This window comes from Actinomycetospora aeridis (genome assembly GCF_037400275.1).
Classification (GTDB): domain Bacteria; phylum Actinomycetota; class Actinomycetes; order Mycobacteriales; family Pseudonocardiaceae; genus Actinomycetospora; species Actinomycetospora aeridis.
Genome location: NZ_JBBEGL010000001.1, coordinates 479,904 through 496,966, shown reverse-complemented (window position 1 = coordinate 496,966; position 17,063 = coordinate 479,904). Strand labels below are relative to the sequence as shown.

18 protein-coding genes are annotated in these 17,063 nt (G+C 74.0%); 13 read left to right on the top strand and 5 right to left on the bottom strand.

Annotated elements, in window-relative coordinates; genetic code table 11:
- Positions 1-33: 33 nt before the first annotated feature.
- Positions 34-615, bottom strand: coding sequence for a hypothetical protein (locus WCD41_RS02385; protein WP_337711775.1), 582 nt, complete (start codon positions 613-615; stop codon positions 34-36).
- 11 nt (positions 616-626) lie between these two features.
- Positions 627-1,610 (bottom strand): helix-turn-helix transcriptional regulator, encoded by a 984-nt coding sequence (locus WCD41_RS02380; protein WP_337711774.1) that lies wholly within the window; start codon positions 1,608-1,610, stop codon positions 627-629.
- Between the two features lie 62 nt (positions 1,611-1,672).
- Between WCD41_RS02380 and WCD41_RS02375 the strand changes: the two genes are divergently transcribed.
- The 12 genes from WCD41_RS02375 to WCD41_RS02320 all read left to right on the top strand — a co-directional run bounded on the left by WCD41_RS02375 (position 1,673) and on the right by WCD41_RS02320 (position 13,309).
- Positions 1,673-2,551 (top strand): DNA-3-methyladenine glycosylase family protein, encoded by an 879-nt coding sequence (locus tag WCD41_RS02375; RefSeq protein WP_337711773.1) that lies wholly within the window; start codon positions 1,673-1,675, stop codon positions 2,549-2,551.
- A gap of 25 nt (positions 2,552-2,576) precedes the next feature.
- Complete coding sequence (locus tag WCD41_RS02370) at positions 2,577-3,173, top strand: TIGR03086 family metal-binding protein (RefSeq protein WP_337711772.1); 597 nt, start codon at positions 2,577-2,579, stop codon at positions 3,171-3,173.
- Positions 3,174-3,306: 133 nt separating this feature from the next.
- A complete protein-coding gene (locus WCD41_RS02365) occupies positions 3,307-3,678 on the top strand; it encodes a VOC family protein (protein ID WP_337711771.1) in 372 nt (123 codons plus the stop codon).
- 97 nt (positions 3,679-3,775) lie between these two features.
- Positions 3,776-4,294 carry a MarR family winged helix-turn-helix transcriptional regulator gene (locus WCD41_RS02360; RefSeq protein ID WP_337711770.1) on the top strand — a complete coding sequence of 173 codons (519 nt, stop codon included), beginning with the start codon at positions 3,776-3,778 and terminating at the stop codon, positions 4,292-4,294.
- 257 nt (positions 4,295-4,551) lie between these two features.
- Positions 4,552-5,820: an FAD-dependent monooxygenase gene (locus tag WCD41_RS02355; protein WP_337711769.1), complete on the top strand. Its 1,269-nt coding sequence runs from the start codon at positions 4,552-4,554 to the stop codon at positions 5,818-5,820.
- 49 nt (positions 5,821-5,869) lie between these two features.
- A complete protein-coding gene (locus WCD41_RS02350) occupies positions 5,870-7,276 on the top strand; it encodes an MFS transporter (RefSeq protein ID WP_337711768.1) in 1,407 nt (468 codons plus the stop codon).
- Positions 7,277-7,372: 96 nt separating this feature from the next.
- A complete protein-coding gene (locus WCD41_RS02345) occupies positions 7,373-8,233 on the top strand; it encodes an FAD binding domain-containing protein (RefSeq protein ID WP_337711767.1) in 861 nt (286 codons plus the stop codon).
- Positions 8,230-10,611 carry a xanthine dehydrogenase family protein molybdopterin-binding subunit gene (locus WCD41_RS02340; RefSeq protein ID WP_337711766.1) on the top strand — a complete coding sequence of 794 codons (2,382 nt, stop codon included), beginning with the start codon at positions 8,230-8,232 and terminating at the stop codon, positions 10,609-10,611. The genes WCD41_RS02345 and WCD41_RS02340 overlap by 4 nt, the downstream gene beginning before the upstream one ends.
- A complete protein-coding gene (locus WCD41_RS02335) occupies positions 10,608-11,099 on the top strand; it encodes a (2Fe-2S)-binding protein (RefSeq protein ID WP_337711765.1) in 492 nt (163 codons plus the stop codon). Before WCD41_RS02340 ends, WCD41_RS02335 begins: the two co-directional genes overlap by 4 nt.
- A complete protein-coding gene (locus WCD41_RS02330; RefSeq protein ID WP_337711764.1) occupies positions 11,096-11,803 on the top strand; it encodes an SRPBCC family protein in 708 nt (235 codons plus the stop codon). Before WCD41_RS02335 ends, WCD41_RS02330 begins: the two co-directional genes overlap by 4 nt.
- Positions 11,793-12,464: an isochorismatase family protein gene (locus WCD41_RS02325; RefSeq protein WP_337711763.1), complete on the top strand. Its 672-nt coding sequence runs from the start codon at positions 11,793-11,795 to the stop codon at positions 12,462-12,464. The genes WCD41_RS02330 and WCD41_RS02325 overlap by 11 nt, the downstream gene beginning before the upstream one ends.
- A complete protein-coding gene (locus WCD41_RS02320; RefSeq protein ID WP_337711762.1) occupies positions 12,461-13,309 on the top strand; it encodes an alpha/beta fold hydrolase in 849 nt (282 codons plus the stop codon). Before WCD41_RS02325 ends, WCD41_RS02320 begins: the two co-directional genes overlap by 4 nt.
- A 66-nt stretch (positions 13,310-13,375) precedes the next feature.
- On the opposite strand, the gene WCD41_RS02315 is transcribed toward WCD41_RS02320, so the two are convergent.
- Positions 13,376-14,170 carry a maleate cis-trans isomerase family protein gene (locus tag WCD41_RS02315; protein WP_337711761.1) on the bottom strand — a complete coding sequence of 265 codons (795 nt, stop codon included), beginning with the start codon at positions 14,168-14,170 and terminating at the stop codon, positions 13,376-13,378.
- On the bottom strand, positions 14,167-15,198 hold the full coding sequence (locus tag WCD41_RS02310; RefSeq protein ID WP_337711760.1) for a 2,5-dihydroxypyridine 5,6-dioxygenase NicX family protein: 1,032 nt from the start codon (positions 15,196-15,198) through the stop codon (positions 14,167-14,169). The genes WCD41_RS02315 and WCD41_RS02310 overlap by 4 nt, the downstream gene beginning before the upstream one ends.
- 87 nt (positions 15,199-15,285) lie before the next feature.
- Here WCD41_RS02310 and WCD41_RS02305 point away from each other — a divergent pair, with 87 nt between their 5' ends.
- Positions 15,286-16,338 (top strand): NYN domain-containing protein, encoded by a 1,053-nt coding sequence (locus WCD41_RS02305; protein ID WP_337711759.1) that lies wholly within the window; start codon positions 15,286-15,288, stop codon positions 16,336-16,338.
- 4 nt (positions 16,339-16,342) lie between these two features.
- Here WCD41_RS02305 and WCD41_RS02300 read toward each other — a convergent pair whose 3' ends face one another.
- On the bottom strand, positions 16,343-17,062 hold the full coding sequence (locus tag WCD41_RS02300; RefSeq protein ID WP_337711758.1) for a mycothiol-dependent nitroreductase Rv2466c family protein: 720 nt from the start codon (positions 17,060-17,062) through the stop codon (positions 16,343-16,345).
- Position 17,063: the final 1 nt, after the last annotated feature.

Here is a 17,063-nt window from a genome sequence, read left to right as displayed (position 1 = left end):
GCTAGAGGACGACCCCGACAGCGCCCTCCGCGATCAGAACTCCACCCGCACGAGCCCCAGCACCTCGGCGCGCCAGTCGGCGTAGGCCTTGCCGATGGCCTGCCGGTCGGCGGCCTGCGCGGAGGTCGTCGACGGGGTCTCCGACGGCGTGCTGCCGTCGAGGCTCGCGGCGATGTCCGCGCCGGTCCACTCGGGCCCGGCGGTGCGCACCCGCAGGTGGCCCGGCGCCCGCTCGGCGCGCAGGGCGTGGGCGAGCACGCGCATGAGCGCGGTGCGCGCCTCCTGGTCGTCGGGCGCCTCGGTGTCGACGTTCGTCTGGCCGCCGACGAGCACCACCGTCGAGGCGTCGTGGAGCGCGGGCAGCACCGTCTCGGCGGCGCGGAAGCGGCTGAGCAGACCCTCGGAGAGGAACTGCTCGACCCGTCCCACGAGGCTGCCGCTGCGCGGGGTCATGGCCACCGGCAGCTGCACGTAGGCGTCGAACGACTTGCCGGACACCGCCTCGCCGAGACGGTCGAGGGTGTCGACCACCGTGGTCTCCGCGCCGGTGGCCCGGACGGCCTCCGCCACCTCGGTCAGTCGCTCGCCGCCACCGGTCACCAGCACGCTCGTCATGGCGCGTGACCCTAATCGGGGGAGGCCTGTTCAGGCACGGTGTACAACGCCACCACGCGGGCGGCCGCGGCGGCCATCTCGTCGCGCAGCTCCGGCGGCCCGAGCACCTCGACGGCCTCGCCGTACCCCAGCAGCCCGGCCCGCGCGGCGACCAGCGAGCGGAACGGCGCGGTCATCACCTCGCGGCCGTCGGCCCCGGCGCCCTCGAGGCGCCACGGCCCGGCCTGGACGGCGAGCGCGACGCGCCGCAGCGTCGGCGCCCACGCCGGGTCGACGCGCACCCGCACCTCGACCTCGTCGGACGGCGCCTGCAGCCGGTCGCGCAGCTCTCCCCACACCTCGGCGAGGTCGCGCTCGTCGGGGCGGCGGGCGGCCGTGCCCGTCGCCGCGACGTCCCGGACGCGGCTGACGCGGTACATCTTCGGCTGCCCGCGGTGGGCGGCGACGAGGTACCAGGTGCCGGCCTTGCTCACGAGGCCGTAGGGATCGACCGTGCGCCACGTGGCGTCGGCGGCGTCGCCCGTGGCGTAGTGGATGCGCACCCGCTCGTCCGCCACGAGCGCGGCGTCGAGCGCGGGCAGGGCGGGCAGGTCCTCGGGCGCGCGCCGCCACCCCTGGTGCTCGACGAGCAGGCGCCGCCGGGCGCGGTCGACGCCGTCGCGGCGGGCGTCCGGCACGGCGGCCAGCAGCTTGCGCGACGCCGACGCGAGCGCCGTGCCGAGCGCGCCTCCGTCGGCCGACGCCCCGAGCGCCACGAGCGCGCGCAGCTCGTCGTCGGTCATGCCCGTCACGTCGGTGCGGTAGCCCTCGAGCAGCGCGACGCCGCCGCGCCGGCCGCGCTCGCAGTACACCGGCACCCCGGCCGACGAGAGCGCCTCGACGTCGCGCTGCACCGTGCGGGTGGAGACCTCGAGTCGCCGGGCGATCTCGGGCGCGGGCAGCCGGCCGTGGGTCTGCAGGAGCAGCAGCGTCGCGAGCAGGCGGTCCGAGCGCACGGGGCCAGAATGCCCCAGAAACACGACAGCAGATGTCCGGTATCGAGGCGCACGCTGCTCCTATGACCCCCGCACCCGCCACCCTCGTGCTCGAGCCCCTCGGCCCGTTCGACCTGGAGCAGACCCGCGCCTTCGTCGGCCGCTGGCCCCCGATCACGCGCCACCGGCCGTCCCCCGACGAGCCCCTGCGCCTCACCGCCCCGCTCGACGGCGACCAGCGCCCCGTCGCGTTCGCCCTGCGCCAGGCCGCACCCGACGGCCCGGTGCAGGTCGAGATCGCGGGTGCCGACGGCGCCGAGGACCGGGCGCTGGCCCAGGTCGCGCGCCTCCTGTCGCTCGACCACGACGCCCGCGACTACCCCGACGTCGGACGCCGCGTCCCGGCGATCGGCCGCCTCATGGCCGCGCACCCCGGCCTGCGCCCGACGCTCTTCGGCACGCCGTACGAGGCCGCGGCCTGGAGCGTCGTCTCGGCCCGGATCAGCGAGCGCCAGGCCGGCACGCTCTTCCGGCGCCTCGCGGTCGCCCACGGCGAGACGCTCACCGTCGCCGGCGCCGAGGTCGACGCGTTCCCGCGCCCGGAGGCCCTGCTGGCCCTGCGCGAGCTGCCCGGCCTGCCGGCCGAGAAGGTGCGCCGGCTGCACGGCGTCGCCGAGGCCGCCCTGGCCGGGGAGCTCGGGATCGACCGGCTGCGCGCGCTCGGACCCGACGGCGCCCGGGCCGCGCTGCAGCGCGTGCGCGGCATCGGCGCCTTCTACGCCTCCCTCGTCTGGCTGCGCGCCTGCGGCGTCGTGGACGAGTGGCCCGACGGCGAGCCCCGCTGCCGCGCCGCGCTCGCCCGCCTCCACGGACGCCACCCCGACGACGCGCTCGACGACCTGGTCGCCGAGCTCCGCCCCTACCGCACCTGGGTCGCGCTGCTCCTGCGCGTGGCCTGCTGAGAACCCACCCCGAGGAGAAGGAACCATGACCGCACAGCCCGACCCCCGCCCCCTGCTCACCCGCGCGCTCGACCAGATCGGCGCGCTGGTCGCCGGCACCGAAACCGCGGCACTCGAGCGCCCGACCCCGTGCGACGACTGGGACGTCCGCACGCTGCTCGACCACCTCGTCGGCGTGCACCGCCGCATCGCCCACGTGGGCGCGGGCGGGCACTTCGGGGACATCGAGTCCGCCCCGGCCGTCGCCCCCGGCACCCACGTCGCCGAGATCGCCGCCGCCCGCGCGGACATCGACAGCGTGTGGTTGCACGACGGAGCCGTGCTCGACCGCGTGCTCACCGTCCCGTGGGGCACCATGCCCGGCCGGTTCGTCGGCTTCGGCTACGTCCAGGAGCTCACCGTGCACGCGTGGGACCTCGGCGCCGCGACCGGACACACCGCGGGCCTCGACGACGAGCTCGCCCTCGCCGTCGAGGACACCGCCCACCGGGTCCTGCCCGCTGAGCCCCGCGGCGGGCCGATCCCCTTTGGTCCGCCGGTCGCGGTGGCCGACGACGCCCCGCCCTACGAGCGGCTCGTCGGCTGGCTCGGACGTGACCCGCGGGGAGCGCTCGTCCGGTAGCCCGACGATGCTCCCCGGGCCGCGCCGCACCGGGCTCGCGCACGACGAGTTCCACACCGCAGCGATGAGTCCGTCGCTCGCGGCGCGTCACCACCTCCTAGACCGAACGAACCCGGCACCCGGAGGAACCGCCATGGCACGCCCCGTCGTCCACTTCGAGATCACCGGCCGCGACCCGGAGGCGCTGCGCCGCTGGTTCGGCGAGCTCTTCGCCTGGGACTTCGACGAGCCGAGCACCGTCGCCGAGGGCATCTCCGATCCCGGTAGGTACCACTTCACGGCTCCGGAGGGCGGCATCCCGGGCGGCGTCGCCGGCGGTCCGGGGTACACCCCGGGCACACTGTTCTACGTCGCCGTCGACGACGTCGAGGCCGCACTCGCCCGGGCCGAGGAGCTCGGCGGGCGCCGCGTGTTCGGGCCGGCGGCGGCGCCGTCGGGCCTGGTCGTCGGGCACCTGGCCGACCCCGAGGGCAACGTCGTCGGCCTCGCCGCCCTCCCGGTGTGACCTGCGTCGAGCCCCTCCGTTCGTTCCGAGCACGTATTATTCGGGGTGGCGGGAGTGACCCGAGGGTCACCGGGGGCGCGACGGACGGGGTGAGACGGTGGCGACGAGCGCAGGGGCCACGGCTCCGAAGGACACCGCCGCGACGGCCCGGCGCCGCGTCCGCCTCGATCCCCCGGCCGACCTCGTCGCGGCCCCCGGCTACGGCGCCCGGCGCGTCTACCAGGCCTACCTGGCCGCCTGGACCAAGCACGTCGACTCGGTGCTCACCGGCCCGCAGTTCGCGGTGCTCTCGGCGGTGCGCGCCTACCCGGACGCCGACCAGACGGCGTTGGCGAGCGCCGTCGCCCTGGACACCTCGACGATGGCCGACGTCTGCCGGCGCATGGAGCGACGCGGCCTGATCGCGCGCCACGAGGCCCCGCACGACGCGCGGGCGAAGGTCCTGACGCTGACCGACGAGGGCGCCGAGGCACTGGCGGAGACCAACCGCCGGGCGCGTGCGCTCGACGAGGCGCTGCTCGCCGGCTGCCCGGCCGAGCAGCGCCCGCACCTCGCGTCGCTGCTCAACGACCTCGGCCGGGAGTGGGAGCAGGTCGCGGAGCAGGGCGAGCTGTGAAGGACGCAGCGAACGCGCCGTTCGCTGCTTCTTTGCGCCGGAAGTCCCCGTTCGCGGGCGGTGGGTCCGGAGGGTCCGCGCACGCGGAGCAATCGCGACGAGTGGTGAGCCCTCCTCCGTAGCCTGAACGGCCCATGCCTGCGCCTGCGATCTGTTACGGCCGTGTCTCCGGACACGGCAGGCTATTGCGTCCTCGGATAGTACGTGCTCGGATTGAACGCAGCCGAACGCGAGCACCACACCGGGAGGGCGGCCAGATGGCGAGCCAGTCGTTCGAGGTCACCATCGTCGGGGGAGGTCTGGGCGGCCTGTGCGCCGCGCTGTCGCTGCGCCAGCGCGGCCTGCGCGTCACCGTCGTCGAGGCCGCGCCCGAGCTCGGCGAGATCGGCGCCGGCATCCAGACCGCGCCGAACGCCAGCCGCATCCTCATCGGGCTCGGGCTGCGCGCCCAGCTCGAGGCGATCCGCACCCAGCCCGAGGACCAGGTCCGCCGCCGCTGGGCCGACGGCAGCATCATCGCCCAGCTCCCCCTCGGGCAGCGGGTGATCGACCAGTACGGCGCCCCGTACTGGCACTACCACCGCGCCGACCTGCACCGCGTCCTGCTCGACGCGTGCGCCGACCCCGAGGGCCCCGGCCCGGTGGTCGCGCTGCACACCGGCGCCAAGGTCGCCGAGCTCGACCGGACCGACCCGCGGCGCCCCGTCGCGGTCGCCGAGGACGGGCGCCGCTTCGCCGGCGACGTGCTGATCGGCGCCGACGGCATCCGCTCCGCGGTCCGCGACCTCGCGGGCTTCGAGGACTCCCTGGTGTTCTCCGGCGAGATGGCCTACCGCGCGCTGATCCCCGGCGAGCTCGTGGCCGCGGACCCCGCGACGCGCTTCCTCATGGACCGCTACCACTCGACCATCTGGTACGGCCCCGACAAGCACCTCGTCCACTACGTCATCCGCGGCGGCCAGTACCTCAACGTCGTCGCGATCGTGCCGTGCTCCGACACGATCGCGCGCGACTGGAGCGGCCCCGCCACCCCCGACCAGCTCGCGGCCGACTTCGCCGACTGGGACGACCGCGTCCCGACGGTGCTCTCGAAGGCCAAGCCCGAGGACGTCTCGCTGTGGGCGATGTACCGGCGCCGCCGCGACCCGGTGTGGGTCGACGGCCGCGTCGCGCTGCTCGGCGACGCCTGCCACGCGATGCTCCCGTACCAGGCCCAGGGCGCCTCGCAGTCGATGGAGGACGCCGCGGTGCTCGCCGAGGAGCTCGGCCGCGTGACGCGCGACGACATCGACGGCGCCCTCGTGCGCTACGTCGACCGGCGCGCCAAGCACGCCGGCATGGTGCAGGACGCCTCGCTGCAGAACATGGCGTTCTACCACCTGCCCGACGGCCCCGAGCAGCGCGAGCGCGACGACAAGCTGCGCCGTTTCGACGGCGAGTCGGACGTCTCCTACGACTGGCTGTGGAACGGCAGCCCGCTGCGCGACCACGACACCGAGTCGATCCACTACCAGTTCGCCCGCTGACGCGCGGACCGCGACACCACCCCCCACCACCCGCGACGGGAGCGAACAGATGCGCACCGGAGACCAGATCGTCCAGGATCTTCCCTGGCGCTGGGGCGTCCAAGGAAAGATCTTCCTCATCGGCGGCCTCGGCTACATGTTCGACGCCTGGGACGTCGCCCTCAACGGGTTCCTCACCCCGCTGATCGGCACCGAGTTCGGGCTCTCGCCGGCCCAGCGGGGCCTCGTCGCCACCGCCAACCTCATCGGCATGGCCGTCGGCGCCGTCGCCTGGGGCACGGTCGCCGACCGCATCGGCCGCAAGAAGGCCTTCAGCATCACCCTGCTGATCTTCGCGCTGTTCTCGGTGTTCGGGGCGTTCTCGCCGAACATCGAGATCTTCCTGCTGCTGCGCTTCCTCGCCGGCGTCGGCCTCGGCGGCTGTATCCCCGTCGACTACGCGATCGTCAGCGAGTTCTCCCCCAAGAAGCAGCGCGGCCGGGTGCTCGCCGCGATGGACGGGTGGTGGCCGATCGGCGCGACACTCGCCGGCGTCTCGGCGACGCTGCTCGTGCCCGTCGAGGGCAACTGGCGCTGGATGCTCGTGCTGATGATCCTGCCGGCGCTCCTGCTGTTCTGGATCCGCCGCGGCGTGCCCGAGTCGCCGCTCTACCTCTCCCGCATGGGCCGCGAGACCGAGGCCCGCGCCGTCATCGACGACATGGTCACCCGCACCGGCGCCACCCCCGAGCCGTACGTCATCCCGGCCCCGGTGGCCGAGGACAAGCGCGGCGGCGCCTGGGCCGCGGCCGTCGACCAGCTGCGCCGCGTCTGGGCCTTCAACCCGAAGATCACCGCCGTGGCGTGGTCGCTGTTCATCGCCGTCATGCTCGTGTACTACGCCGCCCTGAGCTGGATGCCCTCGATCCTGCGGGCGCAGGGCTTCGGCGAGATCGCGGCCTTCGCCTCGACCACCCTGATGAACGCGCTCGGCATCGTCGGTGTCGCCATCTCGGTGCTCGTCGTCGACAAGTACGGCCGGAAGCGGGTCATCGCGATCGCCGGCCCGGTCGCGGCCGCGACCCTGGTCCTGTTCTCGCTGCTGCTCGGCACGCCGACGCTCGCGATCGTCGCCATCGGCGCCTTCGGCCTCTTCGCGCTGATCGTCATCCCGGTCATGTACGCCTACGTCTCCGAGCTCTACCCGACCGAGCTGCGCGCGTCGGGCTTCGGCTGGGCGTCGTCCTCGAGCCGCGCGATCACCGGCTTCGCCCCGCTGCTGTTCGGCAGCGTGCTCTGGCCGGTGCTGGGCCTGCCGCTGACCTTCACGCTGCTCGGTGTGCTCGTCGTCGGCGCCGTGATCTTCATGTGGGTCGGCGCGCCGGAGACCGCGGGCCGCGAGCTCGACCGGATCACCACCGACGTGCCCGACCAGCCCGCCGTCGAGGCCACCGGCAGCGAGCGCACCACGGCCTGACCGCGCTCCCCGTTTCGAGCGAAGGGCACCCTCGGTCGGCTAGACCGGCCGAGGGTGCCCTTCGCCACAACGCTCCACGGAAGGGAGGCCCGCGACGTGAAGCCCGCCGCGTTCACCTACCACCGCGCGCACGACGTCGCCGACGCCGTCGCGCTGCTCGTCGACCTCGCCGCGGCGGGCGAGGACCCCAAGGTCATCGCGGGCGGCCAGAGCCTCATGCCGATGATGAACTTCCGGCTCGCGCGCCCGACGGCGCTGGTCGACCTCGGGCCGCTGCGCCGGGTCCCGGCCATGACGGCGATCGACGCCTCCGACGGCACCCTGACCCTCGGTGCCCTGGTCACCCACCACGCCGTCGAGAAGGCCGACCTCCCTCCGGAGTGGGCCGTGCTCTCCCGCGCCATGCGCTGGGTCGGGCACCTGCCGATCCGCAGCCGCGGCACGGTCGCCGGCAGCCTCGTGCACGGCGACGCCACCGCCGAGTGGTGCCTGCTCGCGCTGCTCCTCGACGCCGTCGTCGTCGCCGAGGGCCCCGGCGGGCGCCGCGGGATCCCGGCCGGCGAGCTGTTCCACGGCTTCTACGCCACCGCCGTCGATCCGGACGAGGTCGTCGTCGAGGTCCGCTTCACCCGCCCCGCGCCGCACGCCGCGCTGTGCGAGTTCGCGCGCCGCCACGGCGACTTCGCGATCGTCGACGCGGCCGTGGCGCTCGACCTGGACGGCACGACCGTGACGGGTGGGCGCGTCGTCCTCGGCGGCGTCGCGCCGGCCCCGGTCCGCGTGCCCGAGGCCGAGGCTGCGCTCGCCGGCGAGGCGGGCGATGCCCTGTGGGCCGCGGTTGCCGACGCGGCCGCCGCGGCGGTCGATCCCCCGGACGACGCCACCACCACCGCCGCCTACCGCCGTCGGCTGACGCGCACGCTGGTGGCGCAGGCCTGTCGAGGGGCTGCGCGATGACCGCGACGGACCTGCCCGCGCCGACCGAGCCCCGCTTCGAAGGACGCCGGGGCCGCTGGGTCGGCGCCTCGATCCCCCGCCACGAGGACCCGCGCCTGCTCACCGGCCGCGGGCGCTTCGTCGACGACATCACCCTGCCCGGGATGCTGCACGCGGGCTTCGTGCGCGCGACCGTCGCGCACGCCCACGTCACCGCGATCGACCTGACCGCCACCCGCGTGGTCGACGGCGTCGTCGCCGCCTACGACGCCCGCGACCTGGCGCTCGGCGACATCGTCGCGCTGCTCGACCGGCCCGCCGAGGAGTTCACGCCGACGGCGATGCCGATCCTCGCGAAGGACAAGGTCCGGTTCGTCGGCGAGCCGCTGGCGATCGTCATCGCGCGCGACCCGTACGCCGTCGAGGACGGCATCGAGGCCGCGGTCGTCTCGTACGACGTCCTCGACGCCGTCGTCGACGAGGAGACCGCGCTGCGCGGCTCCGCGCTGGTCCACGACGAGGCCGCCGGCAACGTGCTACTCGACGTGTCGATGTTCGACACGCCAGGCGTCGACGAGGCGTTCGCGGACGCGGACGTCACCGTGGAGGTGACCACCCGCAGCGGCCGGCAGAACGCGCTCCCGCTCGAGACGCGCGGCGTCGTCGCGTCGTGGGATGCCCGCGACGACCAGCTGCTCGTCCAGACCTGCACGCAGGTCCCCCACCAGGTCCGCACGCTCGTCGCGCGCTGCCTGGACGTTCCCGAGCGCACGGTGCGCGTCACCGTCCCCGACATGGGCGGCGGCTTCGGGCAGAAGTGCGTGGTCGGGCGCGAGGAGGTCGCGGTGGCCGCCGTGGCACAGCGGCTGCACCGTCCCGTCAAGTGGATCGAGGACCGGCGCGAGGCGCTGACCGCCGGGTTCCTCGCCCGCGAGCAGACCTACCGGACGCGCGCGGCGTTCGACGCCGACGGGCACATCACCGCCCTCGACGTCGACGTCGTCTGCGACATGGGCGCCTACTCCTGCTACCCCTTCACCGCGGGCATCGAGCCGCTGATGGCGTCCGCGGAGATGCCGAGCGTCTACCGCGTGCCCGCCTACCGCGTGCGCGGGCGGGCGCTGACCAGCAACAAGGCCCCGACGGCGCCGTACCGCGGGGTGAGCCGCCCGCAGTACGTCATGGCGATCGAGCGGGTGATGGAGCGCGCCGCCCGCGAGCTGGGGCTGGACGCGGTCGAGGTGCGCCGGCGCAACGTCATCACCGAGTTCCCCTACACCGGCGTCAACGCCGTCACCTACGACCCCGGCACCTACCAGGAGTCGCTGGACCTCGCCGAGGCGACGATCCGCGACGAGGGCTGGTACGCGCTGCGTGACGCGGGCGAGCGGCACCTCGGGATCGGCTTCTGCTGCTTCTCCGAGCGCACCGGCTACGGCTCCGAGGCCTTCGCCAAGCGGAAGATGACCGTGGTCCCGGGCTTCGACCTCTCCGAGATCCGGATGGACACCACCGGCGCGGTCGTCGTTACCAGCGGGACGATGAACCACGGGCAGTCGCACGAGACGACGTTCGCTCAGATCGTCGCCGACCGGCTCGGCATCGACGTCGCCCGCGTCAAGCTGCGCCAGGGCGACACCGAGCGCATCGCCTACGGGTGGGGCACGTTCGCGTCGCGGTCGGTGACGATCGGCGGCTCGGCCGTCTCGCTGGCCTCCGAGCGCCTGGGCGAGCTGCTGTGCCGGATCGCCGCCCACCTGCTCGAGACCCGCCCGGACAACGTCGCGCTCGACGGCGACGGCGGCGTGGTCCAGCTCGACGACCCGTCGCGGCGGCTGTCGTACGAGGAGATCGCCGACGTCGCCTACCTGCGCAGCCACCTGCTGCCCAAGGACGTCGAGCCGACCCTGTCCGCGACGGCGAGCTTCGACGTGCCCGGCGACGGGACGTTCTCCAACGCCACGCACGCCGTGGTGGTCGAGGCCGACCCGGGCACCGGGGCGGTCCGCATCCTGCGCTACGTGTGCGTCGAGGACTGCGGGGTGGTGATCCACCCGAAGGTCGTCGACGGGCAGTGCCGCGGCGGGATCGCGCAGGGCATCGCCGGGGCACTGTTCGAGGAGGTCACCTACGACGGCCACGGCGAGCCGTCGGCGGCGTCGTTCATCGACTACCTGGTGCCGACGGCCACCGAGATCCCGGACGTGTCGATCTCGCACCTCGAGACGCCGTGCGCGTTCACCGAGAACGGGGCGAAGGGCGCCGGCGAGGGCGGCACGATCGGCGCGCCCGCGGCCGTGCTCAACGCCGTGAACGACGCGCTGCGCCACACCGGCGTCGAGCTGGACACCACGCCGATCCACCCCCGCGTGGTGGCCGACGCCCTGGAGAGGCCGTGAACGACCCGCACCTGCTGACGCTGACCGTCAACGGCACCGAGGAGGAGGTCGTCGTCGAGCCGCGCCGCACGCTCGCCGACGTCCTGCGCCACGACCTGCGCCTCACCGGCACCCACGTGGGGTGCGAGCACGGGGTGTGCGGGGCGTGCACCGTGCTCATGGACGACGCCCCGGTGCGCGCCTGCCTGGTGTTCGCCGTGCAGGCCGAGGGCGCCGACGTCCGCACGGTGGAGTCCCTCGACACCGACGGCGCGCTCTCCGACCTGCAGCAGGCGTTCGCCGACCACCACAGCTTGCAGTGCGGGTTCTGCACGCCCGGCTTCCTCATGCTCGCCGAGGGCGTGCTCGCGGAGTCGCCCGACGCCGATCGCGAGGAGATCCGCGAGGGGCTCTCGGCGAACCTGTGCCGCTGCACCGGCTACCAGACCATCGTCGACGCGGTGCACGCGACGGCGTGCGCGCGGCGTTCTCAGGAGGTCCCGTCGTGATCCTGGACAACCACCTCGCCGTGCCGGCCGCCCCGGACGACGTGTTCGCGCTGCTCAACGACGTCGAGCGGGTCGCGGGCTGCCTGCCGGGCGCGACGCTCGAGGGGCGGGAGGGCGAGGCGTACCGCGGTCGCGTGAAGGTCAAGGTCGGCCCGATCAGCGCCGCCTACGCGGGCACGCTGCGCTTCACCGAGGTCGTGCCCGACGAGCGCACGCTGCGCCTGTCCGCCCGCGCCTCCGACGCCCACGGGGCCGGCGACGCCGAGGCGGACGTCGTGCTCTCCGTCGCCGAGGCCGAGGGCGGCTCGACCCTCGACCTGCACACCGACCTGCTGATCCGCGGCAAGATCGCGCAGTTCGGCAAGGGCGCGATCACGACGGTCTCGAGCCGCCTGCTCGACCAGTTCGCCCGCAACCTCGCCGGCGAGCTCGCGAACGGCTCGCCCGGCACCGGGAGTGCCAGCGTGGGGGCCACGCTGACAAATCAGACACAGCACGCCGATAGGGTCAGGAAATCCGCCAGCTCGGCCACACCCGCCGACGACGGTCAGGCGCTCGACGGGCTCGCCATGCTCCTGCCGCCCAATGCCGGCCGCTGGGCCGCGCTGGCGGGTGCCGCCGGGGTGGGCGTCGTCCAGGGCTACCTGCTGGGCCGCCTGCGCGGCCAGAAGATGCTGATCGAGGAGCTGCGCCGTGACCGCTGACGACCCCCTGCACGGCACCGCCACCGACGCCGTCTACGACCGCGCCGGCTTCGGTGCCGCCGTCCCCCGCGGTGAGCGCCCGGCGCTGGTCGTCGTCGACCTCACCCGCGGCTTCACCGAGGCCGCGTTCCCCTCCGGCGCGGACCTGACCGCCGAGGTCGCCGCGACGTCCCGGCTCGTGGCCGCTGCACGCCACGGCGGCGTGCCCGTCGTCTGGACCGTCATCAGCTACACGCCCGCCGAGGCCGACGGCGACGCCGTGGCGTGGCTGCGCAAGGCCCCCGGGATGCGGGCGCTGCGTGACGGCAGCGAGGCGGTCGCCCTCGACCCGCGCCTCGACGTCCGCCCCGGGGACCCCGTGATCGTCAAGAAGGGGGCCTCGGCGTTCCACGGCTCGTCGCTGGCCGCCCTGCTCGCCGGCCTGCACGTCGACACGGCGGTGGTCTGCGGCGCGACGACGTCCGGCTGCGTCCGTGCCACGGCCGTCGACGCGGTGCAGTCCGGGTTCGACACGCTCGTCGTCGCCGACGGCTGCGGCGACCGCGCGCGGGGCCCGCACGACGCCGCCCTCTACGACCTGCAGGCCAAGTACGCCGACGTCGTCGACCTCGACGACGCCGTCGCCTACCTCGACGACCCCTTCCGGAAGGCCGATCGGTGACCGAATCCGCGCAGCAGCGCGTCCTGACCCAGCCGGCGCTCGCCGACCTCGCCGAGACGGCCGCGGTGAGCCGCTGGGTGCGCTCGGGGGACGTCCGCCTGCACGTCCTCGACCACGGCCCGGTGGACGGGGTGCCGCTGCTGATCGTCCCGGGGATCACGAGCCCGGCGATCGCCATGGACTTCGTGGCCCGCGAGCTCACCGACCTCGTCCGCCCGCTCGTGCTCGACGTGCGCGGGCGCGGGTTCTCCGACAGCGGTGACGCCTGGGACCTCGACACCTACGCCGACGACGTCGCCGCGGTGATCGAGCAGCTCGGCCTCGAGCGCCCGCTCGTGCTCGGGCACTCCATGGGCGCGCGGATCACCGCCGTCGCCGCCACCCGCCTCGCCCTGCGCGGCACCGTGCTCGTCGACCCGCCGATGAGCGGCCCGGGCCGCGGTCCGTACCCGACGACGCTGGAGGCCTTCCTCGGCCAGCTCGACCAGGCCTGTCGGGGCACCGACGCCGACGAGGTCGCGTCGTCGTGGCCCCGCTGGCCGCGGCGCGAGCAGGAGCTGCGCGCGCACTGGATGAGCTCGATCTCGCGCGACGCCATCATCGCGACCCACGCCGGCTTCGAGTCCGAGGACTTCTTCGCGACCTGGCCGTCGGTGCCCGCCCCGACCGTGCTCATCCACGGCGGCGACAGCCCCGTCGTCACCGCCGAGGGGGCCGAGGAGGCGGCGAAGGCCAACCCCGCCGCCACGGTCGTCGCGGTCCCGGGCACCGGGCACATGGTCTTCTGGGACGACCCCGCGGCGGCCCTCGCCACGACCCGCGAGGCCCTGCGCTCACTGCTCTGACCGAAGGGCACCTTCGCTCGATCTATCCGAGCGAAGGTGCCCTTCGGTCAGTACGGGCGCGCCGACTCAGGCCGCGCGGGTGACGTCCCCCGGGTCGGCGACGGAGCCCGAGAGCAGGGCGCCGGCCCCCGGCACGCGCGTGGAGAGCCCCAGCGACGACAGGATGCGGAACGTCGTCGCCGTCGCCGCGGAGAGCACCGGGAGGCCGACCTCGTCCTGCACGGCCTCGATCGACGGCAGCGACGGCATCTGCACGCACGCCGAGAGCACGAGCGCGTCCGCCCCGGAGAGGTCCAGCTTCCTGTGGTGCTCCCGCAGGTCGGCGGGGTCGAGCCGGGCGACCGCGAGGTTGTCGGGGACCTCGAGCGACAGGGAGTCGACGACCTCGACGCCGGCGTCGGTGAGGTAGTCGACGACGGCCTGGGTCAGCGGCTTCATGTACGGCGTCACGATGGCCACCCGCTTCGCCCCCAGGGCCGCGATGCCCGAGATCAGGGCCCCGGCGCTCGACACCACCGGCGCCGAGGAGCCCTCGGCCCGCAGCGCGCCGGTGATGTCGTCCTCCGCGGTGCAGTGGAAGCCGGGCCCCTGGGCCATGATCGCCACCAGGCAGGCGGTGGCGACGACGTCGGGCCGGGCGTCCGCGAGCTCCGTCGCCGCCCGCGTGGCCTGGGCGTTCATCGCCTGCAGCTGCTCGGGCGTCACGTGCTGCATCCGCGCCCGGGCGGCGTGGAAGACGAACCGCTCGTCCGGGATGACCTGCTCGCGCGCGGCGAGCATCCGCGGGAGCTCGGTCTCCATCGTGAGGTTGGAGCTCGGGACGATCATCCCCACGTGATGATCTCTGTGGTGGTCGGTCATCGCTTCTCGACGGGCTTCATCTCGGGGATGGTCAGTTCACCCTTGTCGACGACGAGCTCGTCGTCCAGGTACAGCGAGTTGCCGCGCATCGGGATGTCGAAGTGGCACGGCGTGTCGTTCGGGCCGCCGAGCTCGTTGTTCGGGCCGATCGAGAACATGACGTTGCCGTAGAAGCTGCGCAGCTCCATGCCCATGCCGCCCGGGAACTGCGTCAGGCCGTGCCAGTGGGCGCGCTCGTCGAGACCCCAGCCGACGTGCGACATGCCGTAGCCGCGGGGGTCGTCGAAGCTCGTGATGTACGACGACAGGAGCTCGGCGTCGAGGCCGCCGCGGATGTCCCGGATGAACCCCTGCTCGATGGTCAGCGTCACCGGCGTCTGCACGTAGGTGTTGAACGGCAGCAGCACGTCGCCGGGCGAGAGCACGATCTGCCCGTCCACGCCGTCGTCGGCGCCGCCGGTGAACACGAACGCGGCCGGCCAGTGGTCCCAGCGGCCGGGGGTGTCGGTGTAGCCGTACTCGGAGAGCGTCGGGTAGACGCCGAGGCGGTAGGTGACGTCGGTGCCCGCGGGGCTGGTGATGCGCATCGACTGCGCCTTGGCCAGCAGGTCGGCGCCGTACTCGACGCGCTCGCGCAGCTCGGTGGTCGGCATGAGGCGGGCGAGCAGCTCGGGCGGCTCGACGGCGGTCAGGATGCGGGTGCCGGCGTCCTGGATCGCGAACTGCTCCGGCGAGAACAGCAGGAACGTGCAGTCGACGAGCATGTCGACCGATTTGAGGGCCTCCACCGCGAGCGGGATGTTCCCCAGACCCGAGTCCCCGACCGCCCATGCGCCCGACGCGCTGGCCGGCGGCGGGAGGCGCAGGTGGAAGGTCGCCGCACCGAGCTGCTGCGCGGCCCACAGGAACGCGTCGGCGTACTCCCCGCGGTCGGAGCCCCGGGTCAGCACGGCGACGGTCTCGCCCTCGTGCACGCCCGAGAGCGTGAGCTGCTGCAGGCAGATGTCGTTGAACAGGTTCTGGTCCATCGGTCGACCACCTCCAACCTCAATCCGAGCACGTACTATCCGAGCACGCAAGGTCTGCAACGCAATCGTCATCGCTACGCTGCGCCGATGGCTCCGGAGGACGAACGCATTGCCCTGTTCCTCGACTACGAGAACCTCGCGATCGGAGCACGCGACGGGCTCGGTGTGACGCCGTTCGACTTCGGGCCGGTCGCCAACGCGCTGGCTGAGAGGGGCCGGGTGGTGACGCGGCGCGCGTACGGCGACTGGTCGGCGTTCGACGAGGACCGCCGCCTGCTCGCCCGCGCCCAGGTGGAGCTGATCGAGATCCCGCAGCGGATCGGCGGCTCCCGCAAGAACGCCGCCGACATCAAGATGGCCGTCGACGCGATCGAGCTGGCCTACGAGCGCGGGTTCGTGACGACGTTCGCGATCGGCACCGGCGACTCCGACTTCACCCCGTTGATGCACAAGCTGCGCGAGATGGACAAGCGCGTCATCGGCATCGGCGTGCAGTCGTCGACCTCGGCGCTGCTGCCCGCGGCGTGCGACGAGTTCCTCTTCTACGACCGCCTGCCCGGCGTCGAGGGACGTCCCGTCCCCGCACGGCCGTCTCGTCACCGGCCGGCGACCCCCGCCCCGACGCCGGCGCCGGCACCCGAACCGGAGCCCGAGACGAGCCCGGACGACGACCCCGACCTCGCCGCCGTCGTCACCAGCACGCTCGCCGGCCTCGCGCGGGCCACCGACGGGCCGGTGCGCGCCTCCACCCTCAAGCGGGCGATCCTGCGCAAGGACCCGACCTTCGACGAGGGCGACCAGGGCTTCCGCGGCTTCGGCGAGCTGCTGCGCCACCTCGAGAACCGCGGCGTCCTCACCCTCGCTCCGGGGACGGCCGCGGGCGACCCCGAGGTGGCGTTCCCCGAGGGCGCGTCGGCCGAGGACGAGGCGTTCGCGCTGCTCGCGAGCACGGTCCGCGACCTGCAGTCGCCCCAGCTCTCGGGGCTGAAGGACCAGATGCGCAAGCGCGAGCCGGGGTTCTCGGAGAAGCGCTACGGGTTCTCGAACTTCCTGTCCTTCGCCCGCGCCGCCCGCGCCCGCGACCTGGTGACGATGGAGTGGGACGAGCGCCTCGGCGACTACCAGCTGCGCGCCGTGTGAGGCCTCAGCGGTGCTGGCGGCGGCTCCCGCCGTGCCAGTCCTCGGTGATCCCGACCTGGTCGGTCGACACCCCGAACGACGGCAGCTGCGGCTGCTCGCGCAGGCTGCGCTTGAGCTCGGCGAAGCCCGGGAACCGCGCGAGGCCGACGGCGTGGTCCCAGAGCTCGCCGGCCTGCTCCTCCGTGGGCATGCGACTGATCACCGGGCCGAAGAAGGCGAGACCGTCGGGCGGGTCGACCTGGATGATCGGGGTCCCGACGTCCCGGCCGGTCAGCGCGAGGGCCTCGTCGGTCTCGGCCTGCACCACCGCGTCCCACGCGGTGTCCGCGGCGGCCGTCGCGAGCCCGATCGGCAGGTCGGCGGTGGTCAGCACCTTCTCCAGGAACGCGTCGCTGCCCTGGGTCTCGCGGGCATCGGCGGTGTCGGGCACCGGCTCCTGCTCGAACACGTGGCGCCCGAAGGCCTCCTGCAGCCGGTCGAGGGCCTCGGGGCCGTGCTCCTCGCGGGTGCGCGCCGCGACCCGCAGACCCCGCAGCCCTGCGGTGTGGCCGGCCTCGTACTCGGGCGGGAACTGCGCGGCGTAGTCGACCCCGGCGTTGAGCAGGCGCAGCGAGATGAAGCGCCACTCGATCGCGAGGTCCCGCTGCCGGGCGACCACCCGCAACCACTTGCTCGTCATCCAGCAGAACGGGCAGATCGGGTCGAACCAGAGGCGCACGTCCACG